Origin of the sequence: Gardnerella swidsinskii (assembly GCF_003397705.1) — a bacterium.
In the GTDB taxonomy this organism is placed as follows: Bacteria; Actinomycetota; Actinomycetes; order Actinomycetales; family Bifidobacteriaceae; genus Bifidobacterium; species Bifidobacterium swidsinskii.
The window spans coordinates 277,006-301,983 of sequence record NZ_QJVB01000001.1 but is presented as its reverse complement, the minus strand read 5'-3'; the positions used below and the strand labels follow the sequence as shown (position 1 = coordinate 301,983).

The following is a 24,978-nucleotide window of genomic DNA, read 5'->3' as shown; positions in this document are numbered from 1 at the left end:
AGCAACATAAACATTTCGGCGTGTCGCCAAAATGTGGGATTATTGCGCGCGACATCACACAATATGCTGTGCCGCAATCATTCACTAAGCAAATTTAACACCTATAATAACTGTCATAGTATGTACTAGGATATGTGAAGGAACAGTAAGCTGCTACTTATGTGCTCGTGTAACTTCGGAGGGACTTTTGCCTACTTATCATTATCGTTGCAAGCAATGCGGATACGATTTTTCAGAACATCAATCATTTTCAGATGACCCTATTACCATTTGCCCTCAGTGCGGAAAAGATGCAGTGCACAAAGTGTACTCTGCTCCTCCAATCAACTTTAAAGGCAAAGGCTTTTATCGAACCGATAAATGATTTTGTAAAATTATAAATATTAATTATTGTTTAAATATTGCGCGCTAATAGGTTTTATCCACAGCGCGCAATTTTTCTTGCTCTTGCATTTTTTATATTTCAAAATGCAGGTATGAGCATAAATTTTTCTTTATTTAAATCTCAAAATAACGCAAAAAATAGTGCGTTATTGCAGCGAAGGCAACGCGCTTTCGTGCGGAAAATCATTATTGTGCTATGTGCTGGAATGATGGCTTTACTCGTTGTGTCAACTATTATTGACTCACAAGAAACTCAAGTTATAGCAGTAGCTAAACACAATATTCAGAAAGGTTCACGCGTTAGCGTAAACGATATTGCATACGTTCGAGTGCCTAAACATAAAGTATTTAATCAAGCGCTATCTAATAATATAAGCGCGAATGCTTCTATTATTGCAACATGCGAAATACGTAAAGGCATGCCAATTTTGCAAACACTATTGAGTAAAATTCCGCGCATTCCAGAAGGATTCACTTCTATTACCATTCATTTAGCTAGTGCAGATCACACACTGCTTCCTGGCGAAAAAATTGATCTAGCTTTTAGCAAGCCGGTACAAGATGAAGAAATTTCTAACTCTAAAAATGCAGAAAGTCACAACAACGAAAAATCTAAAAGCAGCACTATAGAAAATAACGATAAAAACAAAAACCACGATATTGAAGAAAACAATATTGCAGAAATTGACGAACGCTATGTTAGCGTAGTTCATAATGTTACGGTAATGCAAATAACTCAAAGCACCCAAGTTTCACAAAATCAGCAAAATACTACCACTCTTGCTATGCCTGCTGCAGATGCGTTGCGATTATTACAAGCTCAGTCTGCAAACCCCTCTTTGGCAATTGTTGCCATGAAATTGTCACAATGAGATTGCCGTCATGGAATACGTACACGATTAGTAGAAATCAGCGGTAATTATTAGCAATTAGCGATAATGACCAGTCAGCAACAAGCAGCAACAAGAATAAATCATTCTGCTACTTCTCGCGTATTTCAAGCTCAACTAATACGCTCGGAAAACACCGCCCAGTGAGGCGGCAATTCGCTTAAAATACGATTATCGTCGTCTTGATTACGCTGTTGCAAAGTAAGCTCGTCAGAAGGCTCGAGTTTAACGCCATCTGCATCAAAAAGCTCCGAGCCTTCACGAACAACCCTAACTGACCTGCGGGGAGATCTTCTATTGGGATCGTATTTACTCATTCGTTGTCACCATACAATTCCCCGAGACGAGAAACAACACGGTCAACCTCTTTTTCAGGATTGACAAAAGCTCCAACGCTCCACACTGTCATAACTGACCAGCCCAAGGATTCCAAATCCTGAATAATCATGCGATGACGTTCACGAGTTGATTGCACGCTCATAAATTGCGCATCATCCGTAAGCACAGCAACAGCAAATGACTTGTCCGCAAGTCCAACTACTAGAGGAATTCTAACGCCATTATCGAAGCCATAGTTGACTGCAACTTTTAATCCACGCGAGCGAATACGCTCAGCTAAATCAGTAAATAGCACATTTCTTTGTGCAGCTTCTGCAGCAATTTGCGCTTCAACATCGTTGGCATCTTCTGGACGAAGCGGCTTATCACTTAACTTCTCAGCCCATTGCAAAAGGTTCTTCAAAAGCTTTGGACCATCTTGGTGCAAACGCTCATCTTCCATATCTTTAGATGTAAACGCACTAACAATATCTAGATGACGACGAGCTAGAGCCAAAGCGTCAAGAAGCATACTGCTTCCACCTTCTTCTTCAAGCAATCCAAACTGCTGAAGAAGTCTGCCATGAGATGTTTTTGCATAGCAAAGCGACATAATTACATCTGTTGCTATTGCTCCAGAAGCTTCATTAACGCCCAAAAGTCTCACATGTCGCAAGAATCTAGCCATGTTTTCGTCTTTAATAGACAAAGACTTCAACTCTGCTCCTAAACGACTGCGGAACACGTTTGTCAACGTAACTACGACAAGCACATAGCTTGAAGGAACAACCGTAAACGTATTCGCACGCTGACGAATAAGCTCAACTACTTCATCAATTTCACGCTGGCTGCTTTCAATAAGCCCAGAAGACATTACTGGAACTCCAGTTGCTTCAATTTGATGCAAACGAACTTTACCTTGCAAACGTTCAACAGGAACGTCATGACGCAACTTTCCGTAACCATGTTCTTCCAAGAATCGCGCTAAACGAAGCGAGCGCCTTGTTGCTCTAGAAACTACTGTTACAGATGGTAGTAATGAAATAAGCGAACGCAAACTTTCAGAACTTACTGTTTGCTTATGCGCTAAAACTACTACTTGACGAGCACGAGACAAAATAGATAGCAACTCAATATTTGATATATGAGATGCTGAATCAATTATTACAGTATCTGCAATAGGTCTCAACGGAGTCATCATAGTAAGAGTAGATGGCATAGCTACAAGTATTGGTTTCGCAGCCAACACAAGTTCCGCATAATTGCGCAATAATTTATTAAAAGTAATTCCAGAACGGTTTCCTGCAAGCATAGTATGTAACTGATTAGCTTCTTGCGTGTGCGAGAACAATAAATCGCACAAATGCCTCATAGCTTCTTGCTGAACCATTGGACCGATTGAACGCACATGTTCTGTATCAACTTGCACGAATCGATCAGAGACATCTTGCATTGCGGAGCCATCTTGGTGAGAAATAATTGCAGAAGAATTAACGATATCTTCAAAAACAGTAGTCCACCAAGCCAATTGCAATTCACCGTCAATTGCATTACCTGTAACGTTGCGACGACGCAAATCGCTAACTAAATCAGATAAGCCCGCTTTGCTGAACTCACGCTCCAAATTGCAACGACCAGGGAGAGTATCTAGAGATGCTCTGTCGTCATGCAAATCTTGCAAACGAGCTTCAAGCTGCGCAAATTCAATATTTTCAAGATCTGCGCCCTTAAGAGTTGTTGCTAACACTGCATCAAGAGCAACTAAATGCCTTGCTAATAATTCTTGAGTATTTACAATATCATCCAATTTTGGCGGCAAAACAGGCCATCCGCCGTGAGGCACGAAAGTACGCCACTGAGCTGCTTGCTGCGCAACAATCTTTAATGCCTCATGCAAATCATCGACTTTAGCTCCAACTCTTAGCAAGCTGCGCGCTTCTCGAACATGATGTCTACGTTCCCAGAAGCCCATAATTGTGCCTTCGGCTTTACGCTGAACTTTCGGCTTACTCGCTTCAATCATTGCATCTAAATCGCGCTCAAAAATTTCAGGCTGGAATACGTCAAGTACACGTCGCAAATTTTTGAGAACTGTAACTTGACGACTCCACTCACGAGCTGTTGTTGGCACAGGGAAACCACAGCTTTGCACAGTGCTTTTAACTTGTTCTCGAGTTGCTGGAAGAAGCTTAAGAAGCACGTCTACAACACGCTGATATACAGATATAGCTTCATTTTCGTCAAATATCGACGCGCCAAACCAAGGAGTATCTTCAGGATTTATCCTAAACTCTCCAAGCTCATCGGCTTGGTGGAATTTTTTCGACCACTCTTCAATATGACCGGTCATGGCGTGCGCTGCAGAAACATCTAAACGCACATGCGTAGACGGATGGGTTGGAAACATTGCAATTGCTGCAAGATTCTGGATTGTTTGATATGCAGATACTCCCCAAGTTTCGTTGATACCATGAAGATCGCCTAAATAACGAGTAAGGCGAGAACGCACTCCAACCAACTCATCTGCAACCTGCTCAAATCGTGAAGTCGCAATACTATGTCTAGCACCAACTGCTGCAATCAACTGCGCATCGACATGCTTAGCAATATGACCATCCGCAACGTCTAATGCTAATGAGGAAATTTCATGCGTATTCAACGTGTAACGGAAACGCCTCTGCTGCTCAACAACATTAGGCACATACAACACAGAATGTCCTGCAATCACAGAACGAGAAGCAATCGCAGCAGCAATCGCAGCTGAATCTGAGCCCGAATCAATATCCACGAACAGAGAATTTCCAGAAGCAACAAGCTCCGCTGCATAACGCACAACGTTATCTACTTCACCAACTTCGCATTCGCTATGAGGATCTGCGTCGAAAGGACTATATTCTAGCTTATTTGCAGACTGAAGCTTATGAATAGCTCGATCATCGCCAGCCATAGCGTCAATCATCGCATTTCCAACATTGCCAGATTGCAAAGCGTTAATAATTTGTTCACTTTCTGCTACAAAACGCGAACCAGCATCTGTAAAGCAGCCAAGTATAATATCGCGCTCAATATCAAAATCTGTAAAAGCTGAGCGAGCTTGCTTACAAATAGCATCAAACACTACAGAAGTTTCTGGCGTTCCACTTTCATATTGAGATCCGTCGAATAAAACATCTTCCCTAAGTTGAACACCACGCTCACTTAAACGCGACACAAGCGAATTGTTCAGCCCAACACTTCCAGAGAAATAAATAGTGGCGGAGGTCTCATCTTGATTAGTGTCACGAACAACTTTCACAGGATACGTAAGAACAGGCACATGGTTGCCATTCCACGATGCAACACCAACTATTAAAGAAAGTTCGGAAACGCCACTTTCGTGTGCTTTTGCGTCTCTATCTTCAAAAACTCGATCTAGCCTTCGCCCAGCAGCCCGCAACATTCCAGCGTCTCGGAATAAAGATTTTAATGTTACTTTTCCGCTTGCAAAAAGTTGCGCAATTCCGGAAGGATGAGCATGCGTCAACTCTAATTGTGCAGCAAGTTGCGTTATATCTTCTAGTGGAGAAGGAGATAGCTGAGCCTGATATTGCTGCTTCCACCCAACTATATGTTGTAAAGCGTTAGTACGAGCGCTGTTGGTATTGTTAGAGCCAGATTTTTCTAAAGAATCATCTTCTGACGTAGTATTTTCAACTACTGTATCAGTAAAAACTTGCTCTGACGAATCCTGCTCCACGTTGTTTGTATCACTCATATTCCCACCCTACTTGCTTACTGTTCAATAGCTTTGCGATATGCACTATAACCGCTGTTTCTAGCTAGTGCAGCATCTACTTCAGAATTACCTTGAGCTGCGAGCCACGCGTATAAGTCATCATATAACCCAGTGTTTGCAGCCAAAAACGGAAGCAACTGCGAATATTGCGCCATCTCAAATTGCTTTGAAAAATCACTACTTTCTTCAGCTTCTTTTGACGTAAATCCGCCGGCTTCCACTACATTTTCTTGAGAGTCAAATTCGCCTTTTGATACTTTTTCAAATACGGAGCCTGGCTCAAATGCAGGTGTGTACTCCGCATCAGAATTGTTAATATCGAGATTATTAGAGTCGAGATTTGTAGTACCGAGATTCGTAGAGCCAAAACTGTTAATATCGAGATTATTAGAACCTGTATTTGCACCATTAAAAGCTGAAGTATTGGCAATATTTTCAGCAAAAGTTTCAGTTGAATTTAATGGAGATACTAGAAATTCTTGAGAACTTTCGTTTTGCAATACATTTGTTTCCGGATTAACTGGCGTAACCGGAGAAACCTGAGCAACTGAATCAGCTTGATCAACTGCAGAAACCGAAGAAATCACAGAATCTTGTTGCGAAGGTTCTTCTTTAGTTGAACTTTCTTGCTGAATCGCTTGCGCATCTGCAAATAAATTACGCGGCTCTACAGGAGCCTCCTGCTGTTCTCGCATAACAGGCAAAGTTACATCATGATTGATTGGAGCAACATCTGTTTGCGAATCATCATTGAGCTGAGTATGATTCTGCATGCCTTGTTTCCAAGACAATCCAGGATGCGAAACTGATTGAGCATGGAAAACACCTGTTGGCTCACCAGCGCGCAAATCAAGAATTTGATCTACTGATAAATCTGAAGCTGCAGGCTCATCATGCGATTCATCTGTAGCATAAGAGAACAGATTACGCACTGCGTTATCTTTTTCAACTTCAGCAGATTCTTCTTCTACACGCACAAAATCAACAGGAACATCACCGAATTGCATGCGCATTAAGTTATCTGGAAGCTGAAAATCAACATCAGGCTCTAGACGCAGCAAATCACCATTTGCGCTGACTAAATATGTACCGTTAGTTGAATGCAAATCTCGTATTGTTGCCACGCCTCGCATGTCTACAATTAGCAGCGCATGCCTCTTTGACATAGAACGTTTATTATCCACTATGTCGACGCGCGCGAAACCATCTTCACGCAACGGGCGTATAGGCTTTCGACCAATCTCTACAGACTGACCTGCACCCACACGTGCCTGCTCGACACCACCAACTGTAATCATCCAGCGCTGCACGGTTTGTCGCTCACTCACGTGATCTGCTCCCTTCAAAAAACACACTACTTACTATTGTGTCATGCTTTGTGTATATTGCGCTAGTATTTGTTGATTTTAAGCATAAAAATATCACATATTCATATTTGAAGATTTTACAAGAAAATTTATAAGGAATTTTACTAGAACTTTTGCAAAGAATTTTATTTGCAATAATTTTTAAAATCTTTATGCAAATGGAAATAACAAAAGGCTCGGAAGAAACTTCCGAGCCTCGAAACTTGCGATATTACCAACCGTCCCTAGCGGAAAGCAACAACGCAAAGTGCTCAGCATTAATCGGTTAACGAAGCCTGAATCAATAGTAAAAAAGGAAATTTGGCAAACCATATCAACAAGCAAACGCAAACCAATTAATTGCTGTATAAAACTAAAAGATCTACACAGCGTGCAGAGCACAAAATTTTTTACAAAAGCACTTAGTCTAGCGCACCTTTCAGCACACTAGACTAAGTAATTCACAGAAAAACCGACTCAACGATCAACCAATAAGCTAAAGCCCAAATGATTCATCACTGAATCAGATTTCAGCTTAGTGACGGATCTTGCGAAGAGCAGCACCCATACCAGCAAGCACAGAAGCAGCAACAGCAGCCAAAGCTACAGCAGCACCGGTCTTAGCCAATGGAGCAGCCTTCTTATCAGACTTCTTGTCATCCTTCTTGTCGTTAGCCTTGTCATCAACCTTCTGACCATGACGCTTGAGGTAGTCAGCGACAGCCTTGCACTCGAGAGAATCCTTACCGTAAAGCTTCACACACTTCTTGTAATCCGTGTCCATATTGCCAAATGGAGTATGCTCATACTTATCTTTCTCGTCAGCCGCAATCTTAGCAGCCTTCTCAGCATTCAAACGATCAGCAAGAGCTTGAGAGTCCTCAGTCTCATAGAGCCAATTATCATCCTTCTTACTCTGATCATCCTTCTTACCCTGATCAGCCTTCTTACCCTGATCAGCCTTCTTACCCTGATCAGTCTTTGGAGTAGTCTGATCAGCCTTTGGAGTAGTCTGATCACCGGTACCCTCAGCGAAAGCTGGAGCCGCGAAAGCGAGACCGGAAAGCAAAGTTGCGCCAGCAGCGAATGCGGCGATAGCCTTCTTATTCAACATAATATTTTCCTTTCTTCTTCTCCTTCATGCTAGGTACACGAAGAAAAATTTGCTGTGTAACCCCAACCGGAGCCACACACGCCTGTCAAACTAGGATTGACCGACGTTTGCTATTAACATACCCCCCCCCCGTTCGAAAAAGTCAAGAGCAGACACACAACTCATTAATAAAAAACATTCATATTTTTATGAAAATATTTCAGTCAAACTATTTTTAAAAGTAAAAAATACAGTATTACGCATTATTTTTCGTAAAAATGTCAATTTCAAGGTTTTTAAAGATTTTTCCCAGAAAACTCTCAGGAAACTCTTGAATACTCCCCCAACCAGCCGCAAAACCGTTGCAATATAGCCACTCTTGTGCGACACGCCAACAACCTGCTTCTCGCGTGTCGCACGCGGCAGAAACTTTACACGCGCGTAGAGAAAAGATCGTAAAACCGACAAAAAACGGCAGTTCCTTTACAACACCGTAAAATTTTGGTCGGATTATCGCGCGCAGTGCGCCTACATACTAGGCTATCCAACATACTCAAATTGGGTTTTGAAAAGTTAAGCTAAAATCGTCAACTTAACAAAATGAAGCTTCGAAATCGTTACTCAAACGCTTCACGATCCCATAGTGCGCTTAACGGTATTGCCCACAAATTATCCGCCCACTGCATAATTTTTTGACCCAAATAAACAACATATCCGCGCTTAAATTCAGTCTTTTGCGCAAGAGTCGTGAGACCCTTAAAATCGTTACGATTTACCATGCTAGAGCTTTTTACTTCAACACCAATCAGATTCCCACGAAAACTTAGCACAAAATCAACTTCTTTAGGACTGCTACCAGTTTCGCGCCAATAGAAACAATCCGGATGTGTTTTCGACCATTGCACAGCAGGCATAATCTGATTTACAACAAAACTTTCAAGCAAATTCCCATACATAACTGGATCTTCCAAAGGATTATGACCCTTACTAATCATTGTTTGAACACTTAAAGACGTATCAACCGGGTGTATTTTTGCTCTAGCAAAAGTTTGACGATTCGGAGCAGTTTTTATATTCGGAAGAGCATTTATTAAAAACCTGCGTAAGAATACGCTAATATAACGCTCAATTGTTCGCCTGTCTAATGCAAGATCTTGACCTATTGAACTCGTGTTAAGAATCCCACCAGGAGCGCACAACAACTTATTAAGTATGCTAACAGCAATACTTCTGTCTAATCGTTCTCCGGGAAGAATAGTATCTCCCAATACTGCAAGAATATCGTTTGACACAAGCTTTTCGCGTTCCCAATCTTCGTAAGAATCATATAATTGCTGATATTCTGGGAATCCGCCAGCAGCCATCATCTTATATGTTTCTTCTCTGCTTATTTCTTTTTCATATTTAAGATTTGGATTACTTTCTATAAGACTATCTACAATATTCCCACCATTTTGAGTGATTTCGCACTGAGTAAAAGGATTTATTGTAAAGTGTTGAGCGCGCCTAGCAAGAGGATCTTGACCATCTAATCCATTGCGATTTATAAGTGCACTACCTGTTAAAACATACTGAAGACTATTCGCCGTTGAATTATCAACTATTTCCTTTATTGCAAGTGGCATATCTGGGAGTCTTTGCGCTTCGTCAATAACAACTGGAGTACTAAGATTTTTGAGCCAACCATATAAATCTGTTGAGGCAAGCGCAAACGTATTTTCATCCGCAAGACTTACGTATGAGAAACCTTTAGTCACAAGCTGACGCTTTGACATCATAGTTTTGCCAACCGCTCTTGCTCCTTCGAGAATTACAACTTTTCTTTTTGCTTGAAGAATAGCATCAGCAATTGGTCTAGGAAAATACGCGCTCATAAAAATAACTATACACGAAAAACGTAGTTTTTGTACATTGAATGTATGATTTTTTGTACATTGAATGTACAAAAACTACAATTTGTACATATTTTTCTCTAGCAGCAAAGGTGCAACAAAAAAAGGCGGCAGGAATAATCCTACCGCCTAATTTTCACTATACACGCACGCATAAAACTGCGTTACGCGCAAAGCAACAAAAAGTTAGAACTACTTAAGTTCAACGGAAGCGCCAGCCTCTTCGAGGGCAGCCTTAGCCTTCTCAGCGTCTTCCTTCTTAGCCTTCTCGAGAACAGCCTTTGGAGCGCCGTCCACGAGAGCCTTAGCTTCAGCCAAGCCAAGGCTGGTCAAAGCACGCACAGCCTTGATGACTGCAATCTTCTTATCGCCAGCAGCGGTGAGAACGACGTCAAACTCGTCCTTCTCTTCCTCAGCAGCACCAGCAGCAGCTGGAGCAGCGGCAACAGCGGCTACAGGAGCAGCAGCTTCGACATCAAACTTATCTTCGAATGCCTTGACGAACTCAGAGAGCTCAACGAGGGTCATTTCACCGAAAGCTTCAAGAAGCTCTTCGTTAGTGAGCTTAGCCATAATTGGCTTCCTTTCTTACTTGGCCGGGCATACCTTATGCCTTACGACCATAACATTTTTACATTTGGTTGGTCTCATGCAGCAAGCTGCAAGGGAATCAAGCGGCCTTTTCCTGCTTCTCGCGCAAAGCGTCGATTGTACGAACTGCCTTGGTTGGCAATGCGTTGAACAGGTAAGCGGCCTTGGACATGGTGCCCTTGAGCGCGCCGGCCATTTCGGAAAGCAACTGTGGGCGCGACTTCAAGTCGGCGAGCTGCTTTGCACCTTCGGCATCGTAAACGGTTCCATCTGCGAAACCGCCCTTAATGACGAGGGCTTTATTCTCTTTGGCAAAATCACGCAAGGTCTTAGCAGCCTCAATGAAATCACCCTTAACGAAGGTGACTGCAGTTGGACCGGCGAGAAGCTCGTCGAGACCTTCAATGCCCGCTTCCTTAGCAGCAATACGAGCAAGCGTGTTCTTAGCCACAGAGTAGGAAGTATCGCGGCCTAGCTTTTCGCGCAGAGTAGAAATCTGCGGAACGGTAAGCCCGCGGTACTCGGTGAGGTAGATAGCGTCTGCATTACGGAAAAGTTTCGTAAGCTCGGCAACTACCGCTTCCTTTTCGGGCCTCTTCATGGCGTTCCTTCCTAAATTGGCCGTAGGTGAAAGAAATGCATCAAGCGTAATTAAACAGGGCAATAAAAAAGCCCTGCGCACTGGCAGAGCAACATAAGAAACACTAAAATGTGCTTAAATTTTCGACTCATAACGAAATTCGCTATAAATCATCGCTCAACCTGTGCTGGCCTGACACATCAATTTCAGGAATTTTTAATTCCGCCAACGGTCTGTGGTTTACGTTGGGCAAGTTTAATACGCCGTTAGGACAATGTCAAGAGAAATACTATAGAAATAAAAAAGAGGGCATGTAATTTACATACCCTCGAATTTTTTAATTTTTACTTTTATATTTTATGTTTCACAAGTTCACTACTTGCAAAATGCACCCTTACATTAAATGCACATTTACAGCACAGCATTAGCAACGAAATCAAGCAAGAACAGCAAGGAAACAATCCAAAGCATTGGATGAACTTCCTTAGCACGCTTCTTGCAAGTCATAACTAAGCAGTACATGATGAAGCCTGCAGCGATGCCGTAAGAAATGGAGTAAGAGAACGCCATGAATACGGCAGCAAAGAATGCAGGAATTGCTTCGGAAATATCGTCCCAAGCAATTTCCTTCAAGGAGCTTGCCATCATGCAACCAACAACAACAAGCACACCTGCAGTTGCTGCAGCAGGAACTGCAGAAGCAAAAGGCGCAAGAACAATAGAAAGCGCGAAGCAAATAGACACAACTACGGAAGTCAAACCAGTGCGACCACCGGCACCAATACCAGCAGCAGATTCTACATAAGTAGTGGTGTTAGAAGTACCGCAAATTGCGCCAACAGAAGTAGCAATAGAATCAGCAAACAATGCGCGATCCATCTTGGAGCTAAATCCGGAGCCGTTTTCAAGAGCCTTTTCGTCAGTCTCAGAGAAGATACCTGTACGACGGCCAGTACCAATAAAGGTGCCGAGAGTGTCAAAAGTATCCGACATTGAGAATGCGAAAATAGTTACCAACACAAGCGGCAAACGAGCAGGATCAGCAAACAAAGATGCAAAACCCTTATCGCTAAAAATAGCACCGAAAGTAGTTGGAAGCTGAGCAAAAGCATCAGTAACAGACACTGCATTGTTCAAAGAAGTCAATCCCAAAGGAATACCAATTAAAGAAGTTGCAATAATTGTAATAAGCAAGCTTGCGCGAACTTTAAGAACTGTAAGAACAATAGCAAAAAGAAGTCCAATAAGGAATAACCAAAGCACAGGGTTATTCATAACAGCAAGACCTGGAATAGCAGCAGTTGGTTTACTCTTTGCAGCGGCGGCAGGATCCTTGGAAGTAAAAGTAATCAAGCCAACACTCATCATGCCCACATAGGCCACAAATAAACCAATGCCACCGCCGATTGCTTGTTGAAGCGAAGTCGGGATGGCACGAATAATCATTTTACGAATTTTAGTAACGGTAATAATAATGTTAATTAAACCGCACAAGAACACCATGCACATGGCCTCTTGCCAAGTAAAATGCAGGCCGAAGCAAACTGTGTAAGTAAAGAATGCGTTAAGACCCATGCCAGCAGCCTGTGCGTAAGGTACGTTAGCAAACAAGCCCATAACAAGGGTACCAATGATTGCTGCGATGATTGTAGCGAGGAAAACGCCACCTTTAGGCATGCCAGTTTGGCTTAAAATCATTGGATTTACGACGATAATATACGACATTGCGAAGAATGTAGTGAGACCTGCAGTGATCTCCGTTGATACATTCGTGCCGTTTTCTTTGAGATGGAAGAACTTTTCCATATACTCTCTGTTCCTTGGTTTACAAGCGCAAAAGACCAGAAAAGCGCGGCGAAAGCACTTGAGCAATCGCGTACGCAATTACATTTGGGCATTCACGCAGAGGTTACTGCGACTCGTCGAATGAACGAAGGCATCACAAAATCTCACATAAAATTATGAAAATTGCGAAACCTTTGAACAACCGAACAGCTCTGACCTTACGCGCACGTGCTGACCAAGGAAATACACCGAAATCAAAGAAGTATATAACAACTCAGCCAAAACGACCGGAAATATAACGCTCAGCTTCAGCGTTGCGCGGATTGTTGAACATAGTAGTTGTGTCTGCAAAGTATTCCAAATGCCCCGGCTGACCTACAGCTTTCAAATTAAAGAATGCCGTGTAATCCGCAACACGCGCAGCCTGCTGCATGTTGTGAGTCACAATCACAATCGTGTAGTCACGCTTAAGCTCATTAATCAAATCTTCTACAGCCAATGTAGAAATAGGGTCAAGAGCTGAGCAAGGCTCATCCATAAGTAAAACTTGCGGATGCACAGCCACAGCCCTAGCAATGCAAAGTCGCTGCTGCTGACCGCCAGAAAGACCAATACCCGGCTTATCTAAGCGATCCTTAACTTCATTCCACAAGTTCGCGCCTCGTAAAGCCCACTCAACTAAATCGTCAGCATCACTCTTAGCAATTTTGCGATTATTCAAACGAACTCCAGCGAGCACGTTTTCTCGAATAGACATTGTTGGGAAAGGATTTGGACGCTGGAAAACCATGCCAACATCGCGGCGGACAGCCACAGGATCCACGTCTTTACCGTATAAATCGCGGCCTTCAAGAAGCACTTGACCTTCTACTCGCGCGCCAGGAGTGATTTCGTGCATGCGGTCTAAAGTGCGCAAAACTGTTGATTTTCCGCATCCGGAAGGTCCGATAAAAGCCGTCACTTTATTTGGCTCAATATTAATATTTACATCTTCTACAGCAAGAAAATCACCATAGTAAATATTTAAGTGCTTCACATCAATTCGCTGACCCATTTTATGCTCACTTTCTAAAAATTTAATTCGCTTTGCTTTGTTTTATTTTGCTTTGCTTTAACTCACTTTATTTAAGATTTACTTCGCTTTATTTCGTCTTTACAGAAAACACTCGAGCCACAACTCGCCCCAAAATATTTAGCAACAACACCAACACAATAAGCGTTAAAGCTGCAGCCCACGAGCGCTCCATCGGAATTGACGTTACACAAGAAGCCGGCGCATTAGCTGGACAATTCGCAGAAAGTTTGGAATATTCTTGGTAAACGTACACCGGCAAAGTCGTCATTTGCCCATCAAATAAATTGAGATTCGTGGAAGCAATAAAGCCTGAAGCCATAAGAAGTGGCGCAGTTTCGCCAATAACGCGCGCAACCGCAAGAATACAGCCAGACACAATTCCCGGAAGAGCAGTGCGCAAAACGATTTTTGTAATTGTGCGCTGCTGAGTAACTCCCAAAGCAAGAGACGCCTCGCGCAAATCGTTAGGCACGATTTTTAGCATTTCTTGAGAAGACTTCACAACTGTTGGAATCATAAGAAGTGAAAGAGCCACAGATCCTTCAAAACCATTGATTGTGCCAGGACCAGCAAGAAGAGCAAACATAGAAAATGCAAACAATCCAGCAACAATAGACGGAATACCACTCATAACGTCAACAAGCAGATTAATTATGCGCGAAATTTTGTTTCCGCGAGCATACTCAACCAAATAAACAGCACACATTAAACCAATCGGAATTGAAATAACCATAGCTCCTAGCGTTATTTCAAGAGTTCCAATAATCGCGTGCAAAATTCCGCCGTAACCGCCAGTTCCAGTAGCATTTCCGCCCACAACGTAAGTCATGTTATGAGTGAGAAAATCAAAATTTAAACGCTTAATACCATTGATAATGGTTGTTAAAAGCAAAGAAATAAGCGGAATAAGTGCCACAACAAAAGACAAGAAAATCAGCACGCGCATAAGCATGTCTTTACGTTTGCGCGCAGCTATGTGTGAGCGAGTTGGGCGGAATTTGTTGAAGTCAATAACCGGAGCCGCAGAATTTTCTGCGCGATTTTCTACGCAATTTTCTGCGAAGACTTCAGCACCTTCGTTAGATTTATTAATTTGATGCTCCATTTATGCGCCCGCCTTTCCGGTAATTTTGCGAGCAATAAAGTTGACTGCAAAAGAAATAACGAACAAAACTAAGCCGGTTGCAATAAGCGCACTTACGCCAAGTCCGTTCGCTTCCGGATACTGCGCTGCAATATTTGCGGCAATAGTTTGATTTTGAGAAGCCTTGAAAATATTGATACCAAAAGTAAATCCAGGAGACAAAATCATCAAAACTGCCATCGTTTCACCCAAAGCACGGCCCAGCCCAAGCATAGAAGCCGACACAATACCAGACTTTGCAAACGGCAAAACAGCTAACTTAATCATCTCCCACTTCGTAGCGCCGAGCGCAAGCGCACCTTCCTGCTGCAAGCGAGGAGCCTGCTGGAAAATATCGCGAGCCATAGAAGTAATAATCGGCAAAATCATCACAGCCAAAACTAATGCAACCGTAGCAGCAGAACGAGAAGGATTAGCCGCCGGACCAGAAAATAGCGGAATCCAGCCAAAAAGTTTAGAAACCCAATCCCAGAAAGGATACATAGCTGGAACCAAAACCAATCCGCCCCACAAACCATAGATTACGGACGGAATCGCAGCAAGCAAATCAATTACTCCACTCAAAAGCGGAACAATTTTTTTAGGCGCATAATACGAAATAAACAGAGCAATACCAATTGCCACAAAAAATGCGAACAGCAGCGCGAGCGCAGACATAAGCACTGTGCCAAAAATAAGCGGAGCCACATAGCTTATAAAATCATGCGCTTTACCACCAGTAAAATCAGCAAACACATGACTTACTTGATTGTGATTTCCACTTAATAACGGCAAAGCACGAAACAGCAGAAATACTGCAACTGCTGTAAGAACAAGCAAAATTAGCATGCCACAGCCTGCAGCCACGCCTTTAAAAAGACGGTCTGCAAGATGAGTGCCAACATAATTTTTGCTATTGCTCTCAGAAATTTGAGCAGTTTCGTTTGCACTATTCGCAACTGCTTTCGCATTTTTCGTAGAACTCAATCATTCTCCTTTATAACCGATACGTTCATAATATCAGTTTGTAAAGTTTTTACTTTCCTGTTTTAACAGACTTAATCGATGCGTTAATTTTGCTTACCAAATTTTGTGGAAGTGGAGCCGTTCCAGCAGCAGAAGAAGCAGCATTCTGCCCTTCCGCGCTAGTTACGTAGCTAAGCCAAGACTTCACAAATCGAGCAGTTCCAGCATCTTTATAAACCGGGCAAGCAATATCGTAAGAAACTAACACAATTGGATAAGCACCCTTAGATTGCGTATTGTGATTAATTTTCATAACAACACGATTAGGATATTTTGCAGAAGCGTCTGCGTCAATTTCAGAATCAGCTAAAGTTTGCGAAGCAGCTTCCGGAGAAATCTCATTGTAAGTATCCCCCACCTTCACTGCAACAGTACCGAGCTTACCGACCTGTGAAAAATCAGCGTAACCAATCGCACCATTTGCCATGCGAATAGTAGATACAACGCCCGAAGTGCCCTTTGCACCTTGACCGACACTATTTGGCCAGTTTTCAGAAAGATCATATTTCCAATCGTCCGGAGCAGCGTCTTTCACATAGCTTAAGAAATTCTGCGTTGTACCGGACTTATCGGAGCGGTGAACAACAGTAATCGGGGTGTCTGGAAGCTTTAGCTTAGGATTCTGCTTCTTGATATCGTCATCATTCCAGCGCGTAATTTTTCCGTCGAAAATTTTAGCAATCGTCGAAGCGTCCAAATTAATATGCTTGCCAGCATCCGAAACACCTTTAAGGTTGAAAATAATCGCAATTGGTGAAACATACACGGGCACATCGAAAGCCGTAGTTCCATGAGCACAAATCGACTTAGACTTTTCAACTTCGTCGTTACTCAACGCTTTGTCTGAACCAGCCCAAGCCGTGGCACCAGTCATAAAAGTGGTAACGCCAGCACCAGAACCAGTAGGATTGTAAGCAATTTTTGCACCCGGATTTTTAGATTGGAATCCTGCAATCCACGCTTCCATTGCAACCTGCTGGGAAGAAGCACCCGAGCCTTGGAAATTGCCGGAGATCTTAGTGTTTTGCGAACCTGACGCATTGGAATTATCAGCAGGAACATTGTCTCCGCAAGCAGAGCAGGTTGCACACAAGCCGAAAGTTAGCGCCGCCGCAGCAATACTGCGGAACTTAAGTGCGCTTTTAGTCGTATTAAATTTATTCATATTTGACTTATTCATATCGTTACGCATATTCTTCTTTCCTTTCGCGAAGAATTGCCTTGCACCCCACCACATTTTCGCGTTCCTATAGCCGTATTGCGAATTGGGCGCATTTTCTTAATTAATCCCTATCTTTTTTTATTAACGCAACCATCGTAAACAGGTGGGTAAAACCTCACCGGCAAAAATAAAGTGGGTACCAAAAATGGCGGTATTTGGCGCTATATTTAACGCGACTTAAGCAAAATGAAGGTCGGCGACCACATCAGCGTGTCGAAATGCTACAAATTGCGAAGAATATTTACCGTAATTTTTGCAGCAGTGTCCGCATACTCGGAAATATCAAAAGTGTGAAAATCCTCGTATTTTGTATCCGCATTATCGCTCATTGCGCGCACAACAAGTGCAGGAACGTCGTTACGAGCAGCCACATGCAAGACTGCTGCGCCTTCCATTTCCACAGCATCCGCTTGAGTAGCTGCAATTACCTCCGCTACTTTTTCTGGCGAATCAACAAAATATCCGCCAGATGCAATAGTGCCAGCAATATGCGTGATTTTCATATCGGTAAGCACTTTGCTAGCTACTTTAAGAAGATAATCATCCGAATGAAACTCGCTTGCAAACGGCTTCCATTGACCGATTAAGCGCATATCGGTATCGAGATATTTTACAGTTTTTCCAAGAACAACATCGTTCGTATGCAAATTTTTATTAAGATTTCCTGCAATACCAGAAAAAATTACGGCTTGAGGATTGTATGCGTCAATAAGATATTGCACAGTTGCAGCAGCATTTACCAGACCCATTCCGCCAACAGTAGCCGCGACTTCGATTTTACTGCCATTCGCCGAGTCAAGAGTGCCGCAAGATACATCAAGACTTGCAGACTTATCGTGAGTCACGTTTTCAAGCGCGCTAGCAATATGCGCAACTTCTTCCTCTAAAGCGCCAACAACAGCGACTTTAGTAATATCAGCTTCTGTAAGTTTTTCAATATTAGACATGAGCAGAATCATCCTTTTTTATTTCGCTACTTATGTATTTGTCATTACAATTAACCAAAAACACACATACTAAAGTCATAATAACAAAAGTTAAAGTCGCAATCTTCAGCAATGCTTCGCACGTAAAATCAAACCAAGGATTCACAACAGGAACATTGAAAAACGCAATAATTTGATTCTGCAGAGCAAGAAAAGCGAAAAATCCAGCTATAAGCAATACACAAACTAAAGTGCCAACAATGCGACGCCATCCGTTAGCAAAAACAAGCAAAGCAATTCCAGTTACAAACGGCATAAAAACGCTAAACCACAATGCAGAAAACGTAACAAGCGTATAACCAGCACTATGCGTGCCACGATACCATGCAAAAGCCAACAAAATAACACCAGTTGCAATCAAAGCTAACAATATATAACGCACCACCGGTAGTGCTTTACACATAAAACCTTTATTCGCATTATTCCCATTATTCGCTTTATTCAAGTCTTCGTTATACATTTCAACACACTCCCTTGTACGCAAAATATAATGCAAAAATAGGCGGCAAATACAGTAAGGAACATAAGCCAAGTAGAAATTAATTGAGATTATCTTACTACAATCTCTAAGCTCTAAGCTCTACGGCGAGTTGCTACAGATTTATCTAAAATTCTTAGCAAATTGGCAGTATCTTCCCAAGAAATACAACGATCCGTAATAGACTTCCCATATTCAAGTTCGCTAAGAGGAGCAGGATCCTGATTACCACCCTGTAAGAAGCTCTCCATCATCACGCCCTTAATGCCCTGCTCACCCGCAGCCAAACGATCCGCAATCTCACGCACAACCTCAATCTGGCGACGCTCATCCTTGCCAGAATTACCATGCGAGCAATCCACAACCACGCCGTGCGAAGCCATACAACCAGTGCCCAAACGCAAACGAATTGAAGCCACAGCAGAAGCAACCGACGCAGCATCATAATTCGGCCCCTTACTAGATCCGCGCAAAACCACGTGACAATCAGGGTTGCCAAGAGTCTGCACAGCACAAGCGCGACCAAGATGATCAATACCAAAGAACGTATGATGTTGGCTCGCAGCTAAGCAGCCATTTACAGCCGCAGAAACAGAACCATCCGTAGCATTCTTAAAACCAACCGGCATAGAAAGACCACTAGCAAGCTGACGATGAATCTGAGACTCAGTATTACGCGCACCAATCGCACCCCAGCTCACAGCATCCGCAATAAACTGAGGGCTGGTCGGCTCCAAAAATTCAGTAGCAGCAGCCAAACCAGCATCCAACACGCCGAGCAAAGTCTTACGCGCAAGCAACAAACCCTTATGAATATCATGCGTTCCGTCAATATCCGGGTCGTTAATCAAACCCTTCCAGCCAAGAGCTGTGCGCGGCTTTTCAAAATACACGCGCATAACAATAAGAAGCTCATCTTCAAGCTCCGAACGCAACTTAGCTAAACGACTCGCGTAATCAAGAGCAGCCTTAGGATCATGCACAGAACATGGGCCAACAATAACCAACAAGCGATCATCTTCGCCATTCAAACAGCTACGAATCTCATCGCGCGACTGCGCAACAATATCCTGCGCATACGGCGACAATGGTAACTCACCAAGCACCTGAGCAGGAGTTGGCAAAGGCTCCAGCTCAAGCACGCGGCGGTTTATTATGCGATCCACACCAACCTGGTCTTCCCAGCGCTGAAACTTCGCAGAATTAAGAGGGTTACGCCCCTCCTCAACTTCCTTCTTTACCGCGCGAGAAGTACGCTGCTCAGCTGTAGAAGCCATTTGTTCACCATCCTATAAAAACTGTGCTTGGTGTGATCGGTGGGTGCGAGGAGAGAATCAACCTAACTTGGTGGGGTCGGTGTACGCATCTTGAAATAAAGATGCGTACACCGCCGAGCTTGCGTTGAAAGCACACCGTGCTTTCAACTTTGAGCAAGCTCGGCGCATTAGCATAGCTTGAAATCCTAATGATTTCAAGCTATGCTAATGCGCCCATTGGATCCCACGCCGGTAATACGATTGCTGGTTCTTCTAGGGCTTTGCGATATTCTTCCGGAAGCAGATTCTTCGGCACTGCAACTTCATACACGTACTCAGTGAACCAATCGTCACTCATCGTAAAGTAACCCTTATCTGCAATATCAGTGCCCCAAGAGTTCTCTACGCGCCAACGACGAGTAGTCGTACCATCATCAGCAACATCCACACCAGCAAAAGCCATAGCGTGATTCATTGCAGAATCAGCAAAACGCACACGCGCTTCCTTATCCAAATCAAAATCAACGCCATAAACGCGACCATACTCGAACAAATCAGTAGCCCAAGCGCCATTCTCGCGATCCATCATAGGATGGCAATCGGCACCAAACCACACTGGAATGCCCTTCTCAACCAAAATCTTACGCACGCAATCCTTCATAAACTGGTTTGGCACGTTCAAATACTCGGTTGCGTCTCCGCCAGCAACATTACCCAAGTGCTCAATAGCAATCTTCTTGCCCTTAGGATGTTCAGCGCGAGGATCGTCAACCAAGCACACATAATCCTCAAGACCAGCATTCACATACTTCTTCCAGAACTCAACTGGCGTAATCTCACCATCGCGATGGAACTTGCCGTCGCTATCAGTCCACTCCCAATCGAAGCTCTTAGGTGGCTCACCCAAGTGAATTGTCAAAATCCTGTGACCTGCAGCAGTAGCATCCGCAATAATCTCATCAATTTCAGTGGCATTCGCATACATATGAGCAACAGCAGTATGCAAAAGCGCACGCAACTGCGTATTCATAGCACCAGTATTCTTAGAAGAAGCAGTTTCTGGGAACAAATCCTTAGGAACAGCACCATACTTCTTGTAAACATTCATAGCCATGGTCCACTGACCGCCATCGCCCATAACGTCATGCAACAAATGCTGAATCAAACGAGAATCTGAAGGCTCACCTGCACGCACCAAAGCAGCAACATCCTTCAAGAAGTAGTTAATTCGCTCAAGCTTGTCGTAGTACATTGCGTAGTTTTGAGAAAACTCAAATTCCTTCAATCCAAGGGATTTCTTCGCAATGAAACGAGCCACGTTCAACGAACTAAACAGCCAGCAACGGCCAGAACGATCCTGATGTGTTGCATCTCCGTTATCAACAATGGTAGAAAAACGACGCTGCAATAAGCGCGCACGATCATAATTACGCGCGACTTTATCAATACCAGCAGCAGTCACACCATTCATAGCTAAACGGTTTAAAGGATTTGCGTCAAAATCCTCACGCAAACCTTGTAATTTTTCATCAGTTAGAGCAGTGATTTCAGTCACAATGCTACCTTTCCTGTTAATTATCAATATTTATTTCAAATATTTATTCAAATACCAGCACATTCTAGCGTACGATGTTTAAGCCAATCTACAAATTTTACAATATTTTCTTTATTGATTATCTGTGTCTTGGTCTTCTTGAGACTCGTTAGCTTCTTCAGATTCAGCCAACGCAGCTTGAACATCTCGCTGAGCCTGCTTCGCATCTGCAGAAGATTGAACATCCGACGAATCCTCATTATCGTCAGAAGCTTGCGCAACTTGTTGGTTTTGTTGAGCATCCCCAAAATCAAATCCAGAGAAAGCATTCGCAAACAGCGAACGCAATTCCGTAACGCGCTGCGTAATAGTTGCCTCACGATGCTGCAATTGGGTTAATCGAGTCGTCATGCCATCAAGCTCTTGCTGCGCTGCAGCTCTACGCTCTTCAACCTGAGCAGTTGCCTCCTGCATAGCTTTGCGCACAATATCAGCAGCCTGACTATCCGCAGCCTGATGCGTTTGCGCTGCATATTCGTCAGCTTCTTGATGAACAGTTTTTGCGCGATCAACCAAAGCATCTGCTTCTTCCTGAGCTGCTCTTTCTTTCTCTTTCAAACCAGAAAGCAAGGCATTGACTTTCTTTGTAGCTTCCTCCTGTTGAGCAGCAATATCTGCTCGAATCTGCTCAACTTCTGCACTAACTTGGCTTAACGTACGTGTGCGTTCAACTTGAGCATCATCTGCAATTTCTTGAGCTTTAGCAGCAGCAGCATCCGCAATTTCGCCAGCTTTGCGCTGTGCGTCAGCCATCATCTTCGAAGCGTGTTCGCGCATATCAGCAAGCTTTTTATTTGCTTCTGCAAGAGCAGATTCAATCTGATCGTTTGTTTCAGCTTTAGCACGTGCAATCTCTTCGTTTGCAGCCGCACGCTGCTCAGCAATTTTTTGCGCAGCTTCCGACTTAAGTTGCGAAATGCTGCTTTCTTGCTGAGCGCGCTCAGAAGCCATGCGCTTCGTATGTTCTTCTTGAGTGTTTTGTAAAGCTAATTCTGCAGCGTCTTTTTGAGCTTGCACATCTTTAGCAGTAGTATCGCGCAAACGTGCAGAATCTTCTTGTGCAGCTTGCATAAGTTGTGTCGACTTTTGCGTGGCATTGGAAAGCATTGTGTCTGCTTTAGTTTGTGCTTCTTGCATTAAATGTGCAGCATCCAGTTTTGCATTGTTCAGCAAAGTTCCAGCTTGTGCTTGTGCATTCTTTTTAATTGATGCAGCATCTTGCTTAGCGCGCTCAAGCAATTGAGAACTAGTCTGCTCTGCAGATGCCAGCAATTGTTGCGCATTTGCACCTAAGGATGCAAAAGTATTTCCGCTTTTTGCACGTTTTACATTATTTTTTTCTTCTTGCAATTGCGCTTGTAATTGCAAAATTGATTCATCGCTTGAACGCACTTGTTCACGCAGACGAGAAATAGTACGCTCATAGTTTGCAAATGCTTCATTTACCTTGTCTTTATCGTACCCACGCAACGCGGTTGGGAATAAATCAGCCACCATAATATTCCTTTCACAAGCCCCCACACAGCTGCACAAAACGCTGTGCTACACCATCAGAATCAACGCTATCACTTACAAGCAAAAAACACTCGTGTGTTGCGCACGTTTTTGCTAAGCTCACACAACTGCACTTACTACCTAGCTCAAATACAGTAATGTTTATATAGCATATGCGATTATTTGTCGCGAATTACTAAAGCAAGAAGTCTACCTTCATGCGATTTTCCAGCTAAACTAGCACGTCGATGAGAATACCATAGCGGATTTTCCAAAGTGCACATTGGGTTTTGCAAATTTTGCAAACGTTCCGGCAAAGACTCGCCTTCCCCATCTACTTCGCAAATCGTGCGCAATTCCTCATCTTCCTGCAAATATTGCGTAGCTGCAGTAACTCTTGGCAAAGCGTCAACAATATTCGCAACTCCTGCGATCGCTAAATCAATGCGTGCAGCTTCAGCAATATCAATACCAATTCCACCGAAACGCGTTTTTGTTACAGTTTGCGGATAACGTTTTTCAAAATCGCGCGCAATACTCTCACCAACTTCGTAGCAATCTCCACAAATACACGGACCGAGCACTGCTTCTATACGAGAACGCTCAGCTCCCTTTTCGCACATTGCTTCGATGACAGCATCGAGTACGCCAGCCATCAATCCTTTTCGCCCACAATGCGCTGCAGCGATTACTCCAGCTTCGTCGTCCGCAAGTAAAACTGGCAAACAATCTGCCGCAAACATTCCTAAAGCAAGCGAGCACGCAGTTGAAACTTGCGCATCCGCCTCAATTCTCAATTGCGAATCTGCAAAACCTGTTGCATCAAAGCCGTAAGAAGTATTCCATGAATCTACTACACTATCTGCGTCAAATACTTCTCTGCTATGAACTTGAGCAACAAGCGACAAGTCTGCTTGCAAAGCTTTCTGTAAAGCTGCGCGATTGCTTGCTACAGCCTCCTCACTATCTCCTGCGCGTCCGCCTAAATTAAGTGAAGCAAATGAACCTTCAGAAATTCCACCCAGTCTAGTAGTAAAAACTGCATGAGTGCGAGACCCTAACGGCACTGGAATGGTTACAGGAATTGGCGTACCGTCCTCATCTTCGTGAGGCAATGGCATACCAGTTACGCTTGTTTCTTGCATTTTATTGTTTTCTTTCAGCCTAAATAAGCCAATTCTTCATTGCTTAATTGCAAATCGGAAGCTTTCAAACTATCTAAAATTGTAGCTGGTCTGTGAGCTCCAGGAATGACAAATATGTGATCGCCTTTAGCGAGCTCCCAAGCCAAAACTACTTGCTGATAACTTACGTTATGATCTTCAGCAACTTTGCGGAATGGATCGAAAAGATGCTCGTCATAAGGATGACGGAATCCACCTAATGGACTCCAGCAAACAAAAGCAATTCCAAGCTTTTCGCAATATTGCAACGTATCTTCATTCTCTAAATGAACTGGAGAATATTGATTTTGTACTGCTACTAGCTTTTCTCCTAAAATGTTGCGCGCAATATCGATTTGCTCCACAGAAGCGTTAGAAATACCGATTTCTCGAGCCACACCTTCATCAAGCAACTCTTGCATTGCTTCAATAGACTCATTGTATGGAACTTCTGGATCTGGCCTGTGGAAGTAAAGCAAGTCAATAGTGTCAACGCCTAGAGCCATTGCAGACTCTTTGGCATGCGCAATCAAATGCTCTGGCTTACCATCCTTACCCCACGTTGGTCGCCCGTCAGTAAAGTTACGGAAGTGACCGACTTTAGTAGCAACCAAAATAGAAGATTTGTCGCCTTTCCAGCTTTCTAAAGCCTCACGAACAAGCTTTTCGCCAGTTTGTTCTTCACCACCAGAGCAGTAATATGCCCAAGCTGTGTCAATATGCGTACAACCTGCATCAAGAGCTGCGTGAATTGTTTCAATTCCCATATCGTGACCAAGATTGTTTTCTATTGTCAATGGCATTTCGCCAAAACCAATAGCGGTTGTATCAAACGAACCTAATGCGCGATGCATAACCATATTTCACCCCTATTTTGTAAGTTTTATATTTTTCGTGAGTATTTATT

21 protein-coding genes are annotated in these 24,978 nt (G+C 43.3%); 2 read left to right on the top strand and 19 right to left on the bottom strand.

Annotated elements, in window-relative coordinates; genetic code table 11:
• Positions 1 to 187 precede the first annotated feature (187 nt).
• Together D0T18_RS01355 and D0T18_RS01350 are read left to right on the top strand one after the other, a co-directional pair.
• Complete coding sequence (locus tag D0T18_RS01355) at positions 188 to 364, top strand: FmdB family zinc ribbon protein (RefSeq protein ID WP_004574103.1); 177 nt, start codon at positions 188 to 190, stop codon at positions 362 to 364.
• A 112-nt stretch (positions 365 to 476) separates the two neighbouring features.
• A complete protein-coding gene (locus tag D0T18_RS01350) occupies positions 477 to 1,256 on the top strand; it encodes a CpaB family protein (RefSeq protein WP_162861113.1) in 780 nt (259 codons plus the stop codon).
• Between the two features lie 131 nt (positions 1,257 to 1,387).
• On the opposite strand, the gene D0T18_RS01345 is transcribed toward D0T18_RS01350, so the two are convergent.
• The 19 genes from D0T18_RS01345 to D0T18_RS01255 form a co-directional block, all read right to left on the bottom strand.
• Positions 1,388 to 1,591: a hypothetical protein gene (locus tag D0T18_RS01345; protein ID WP_004109746.1), complete on the bottom strand. Its 204-nt coding sequence runs from the start codon at positions 1,589 to 1,591 to the stop codon at positions 1,388 to 1,390.
• The gene (locus D0T18_RS01340; protein ID WP_116440338.1) at positions 1,588 to 5,346 is read right to left on the bottom strand and encodes a helicase; all 3,759 of its coding nucleotides are present in this window, start codon (positions 5,344 to 5,346) and stop codon (positions 1,588 to 1,590) included. The genes D0T18_RS01345 and D0T18_RS01340 overlap by 4 nt, the downstream gene beginning before the upstream one ends.
• A 17-nt stretch (positions 5,347 to 5,363) precedes the next feature.
• Positions 5,364 to 6,695 carry a variant leucine-rich repeat-containing protein gene (locus D0T18_RS01335; protein WP_116440337.1) on the bottom strand — a complete coding sequence of 444 codons (1,332 nt, stop codon included), beginning with the start codon at positions 6,693 to 6,695 and terminating at the stop codon, positions 5,364 to 5,366.
• 553 nt (positions 6,696 to 7,248) lie between these two features.
• On the bottom strand, positions 7,249 to 7,827 hold the full coding sequence (locus tag D0T18_RS01330; RefSeq protein WP_116440336.1) for a peptidase: 579 nt from the start codon (positions 7,825 to 7,827) through the stop codon (positions 7,249 to 7,251).
• 596 nt (positions 7,828 to 8,423) lie between these two features.
• On the bottom strand, positions 8,424 to 9,680 hold the full coding sequence (locus D0T18_RS01325; protein ID WP_076002612.1) for an ATP-binding protein: 1,257 nt from the start codon (positions 9,678 to 9,680) through the stop codon (positions 8,424 to 8,426).
• 210 nt (positions 9,681 to 9,890) lie between these two features.
• Positions 9,891 to 10,271 carry a 50S ribosomal protein L7/L12 gene (gene rplL, locus D0T18_RS01320; protein ID WP_004105575.1) on the bottom strand — a complete coding sequence of 127 codons (381 nt, stop codon included), beginning with the start codon at positions 10,269 to 10,271 and terminating at the stop codon, positions 9,891 to 9,893.
• A 97-nt stretch (positions 10,272 to 10,368) separates the two neighbouring features.
• Positions 10,369 to 10,890: a 50S ribosomal protein L10 gene (gene rplJ, locus D0T18_RS01315; protein ID WP_004109752.1), complete on the bottom strand. Its 522-nt coding sequence runs from the start codon at positions 10,888 to 10,890 to the stop codon at positions 10,369 to 10,371.
• Between the two features lie 390 nt (positions 10,891 to 11,280).
• Positions 11,281 to 12,675 carry an NCS2 family permease gene (locus D0T18_RS01310; protein ID WP_076002611.1) on the bottom strand — a complete coding sequence of 465 codons (1,395 nt, stop codon included), beginning with the start codon at positions 12,673 to 12,675 and terminating at the stop codon, positions 11,281 to 11,283.
• Positions 12,676 to 12,928: 253 nt separating this feature from the next.
• A complete protein-coding gene (pstB, locus tag D0T18_RS01305; protein WP_004109757.1) occupies positions 12,929 to 13,708 on the bottom strand; it encodes a phosphate ABC transporter ATP-binding protein PstB in 780 nt (259 codons plus the stop codon).
• A gap of 88 nt (positions 13,709 to 13,796) precedes the next feature.
• Positions 13,797 to 14,834: a phosphate ABC transporter permease PstA gene (gene pstA / locus D0T18_RS01300; RefSeq protein WP_004109758.1), complete on the bottom strand. Its 1,038-nt coding sequence runs from the start codon at positions 14,832 to 14,834 to the stop codon at positions 13,797 to 13,799.
• Positions 14,835 to 15,782 (bottom strand): phosphate ABC transporter permease subunit PstC, encoded by a 948-nt coding sequence (gene pstC / locus D0T18_RS01295; RefSeq protein ID WP_100066732.1) that lies wholly within the window; start codon positions 15,780 to 15,782, stop codon positions 14,835 to 14,837.
• Positions 15,783 to 15,888: 106 nt separating this feature from the next.
• Positions 15,889 to 17,115 carry a phosphate ABC transporter substrate-binding protein PstS gene (gene pstS, locus D0T18_RS01290; RefSeq protein WP_116440335.1) on the bottom strand — a complete coding sequence of 409 codons (1,227 nt, stop codon included), beginning with the start codon at positions 17,113 to 17,115 and terminating at the stop codon, positions 15,889 to 15,891.
• Positions 17,116 to 17,321: 206 nt separating this feature from the next.
• A complete protein-coding gene (mtnN, locus tag D0T18_RS01285; RefSeq protein ID WP_004109761.1) occupies positions 17,322 to 18,047 on the bottom strand; it encodes a 5'-methylthioadenosine/S-adenosylhomocysteine nucleosidase in 726 nt (241 codons plus the stop codon).
• Complete coding sequence (locus D0T18_RS01280) at positions 18,040 to 18,546, bottom strand: hypothetical protein (protein ID WP_103013785.1); 507 nt, start codon at positions 18,544 to 18,546, stop codon at positions 18,040 to 18,042. The genes mtnN and D0T18_RS01280 overlap by 8 nt, the downstream gene beginning before the upstream one ends.
• 113 nt (positions 18,547 to 18,659) lie before the next feature.
• Positions 18,660 to 19,841 (bottom strand): 3-deoxy-7-phosphoheptulonate synthase, encoded by a 1,182-nt coding sequence (locus tag D0T18_RS01275; protein ID WP_004109763.1) that lies wholly within the window; start codon positions 19,839 to 19,841, stop codon positions 18,660 to 18,662.
• 199 nt (positions 19,842 to 20,040) lie between these two features.
• Positions 20,041 to 21,375 carry a C1 family peptidase gene (locus D0T18_RS01270; RefSeq protein ID WP_004105599.1) on the bottom strand — a complete coding sequence of 445 codons (1,335 nt, stop codon included), beginning with the start codon at positions 21,373 to 21,375 and terminating at the stop codon, positions 20,041 to 20,043.
• Between the two features lie 111 nt (positions 21,376 to 21,486).
• Complete coding sequence (locus D0T18_RS01265) at positions 21,487 to 22,911, bottom strand: coiled-coil domain-containing protein (protein ID WP_116440334.1); 1,425 nt, start codon at positions 22,909 to 22,911, stop codon at positions 21,487 to 21,489.
• A 176-nt stretch (positions 22,912 to 23,087) separates the two neighbouring features.
• Entirely contained in the window at positions 23,088 to 24,053 is a 966-nt protein-coding gene (locus D0T18_RS01260) for a purine nucleoside phosphorylase YfiH/LACC1 family protein (protein ID WP_012913800.1), read from the bottom strand.
• 14 nt (positions 24,054 to 24,067) lie between these two features.
• On the bottom strand, positions 24,068 to 24,931 hold the full coding sequence (locus tag D0T18_RS01255; protein ID WP_076002605.1) for an aldo/keto reductase: 864 nt from the start codon (positions 24,929 to 24,931) through the stop codon (positions 24,068 to 24,070).
• Positions 24,932 to 24,978: the final 47 nt, after the last annotated feature.

Bases quoted from the DNA above. Each gene is read 5' to 3' on its own strand.
- D0T18_RS01350 (WP_162861113.1), top strand. From the start codon at position 477: ATGAGCATAAATTTTTCTTTATTTAAATCTCAAAATAACGCAAAAAAT.
- D0T18_RS01345 (WP_004109746.1), bottom strand. From the start codon at position 1,591: ATGAGTAAATACGATCCCAATAGAAGATCTCCCCGCAGGTCAGTTAGG.
- D0T18_RS01340 (WP_116440338.1), bottom strand. From the start codon at position 5,346: ATGAGTGATACAAACAACGTGGAGCAGGATTCGTCAGAGCAAGTTTTT.
- D0T18_RS01330 (WP_116440336.1), bottom strand. From the start codon at position 7,827: ATGTTGAATAAGAAGGCTATCGCCGCATTCGCTGCTGGCGCAACTTTG.
- D0T18_RS01325 (WP_076002612.1), bottom strand. From the start codon at position 9,680: ATGAGCGCGTATTTTCCTAGACCAATTGCTGATGCTATTCTTCAAGCA.
- rplL (WP_004105575.1), bottom strand. From the start codon at position 10,271: ATGGCTAAGCTCACTAACGAAGAGCTTCTTGAAGCTTTCGGTGAAATG.
- rplJ (WP_004109752.1), bottom strand. From the start codon at position 10,890: ATGAAGAGGCCCGAAAAGGAAGCGGTAGTTGCCGAGCTTACGAAACTT.
- D0T18_RS01310 (WP_076002611.1), bottom strand. From the start codon at position 12,675: ATGGAAAAGTTCTTCCATCTCAAAGAAAACGGCACGAATGTATCAACG.
- pstB (WP_004109757.1), bottom strand. From the start codon at position 13,708: ATGGGTCAGCGAATTGATGTGAAGCACTTAAATATTTACTATGGTGAT.
- pstA (WP_004109758.1), bottom strand. From the start codon at position 14,834: ATGGAGCATCAAATTAATAAATCTAACGAAGGTGCTGAAGTCTTCGCA.
- pstS (WP_116440335.1), bottom strand. From the start codon at position 17,115: ATGTGGTGGGGTGCAAGGCAATTCTTCGCGAAAGGAAAGAAGAATATG.
- mtnN (WP_004109761.1), bottom strand. From the start codon at position 18,047: ATGTCTAATATTGAAAAACTTACAGAAGCTGATATTACTAAAGTCGCT.
- D0T18_RS01280 (WP_103013785.1), bottom strand. From the start codon at position 18,546: ATGTATAACGAAGACTTGAATAAAGCGAATAATGGGAATAATGCGAAT.
- D0T18_RS01275 (WP_004109763.1), bottom strand. From the start codon at position 19,841: ATGGCTTCTACAGCTGAGCAGCGTACTTCTCGCGCGGTAAAGAAGGAA.
- D0T18_RS01265 (WP_116440334.1), bottom strand. From the start codon at position 22,911: ATGGTGGCTGATTTATTCCCAACCGCGTTGCGTGGGTACGATAAAGAC.
- D0T18_RS01260 (WP_012913800.1), bottom strand. From the start codon at position 24,053: ATGCAAGAAACAAGCGTAACTGGTATGCCATTGCCTCACGAAGATGAG.
- D0T18_RS01255 (WP_076002605.1), bottom strand. From the start codon at position 24,931: ATGGTTATGCATCGCGCATTAGGTTCGTTTGATACAACCGCTATTGGT.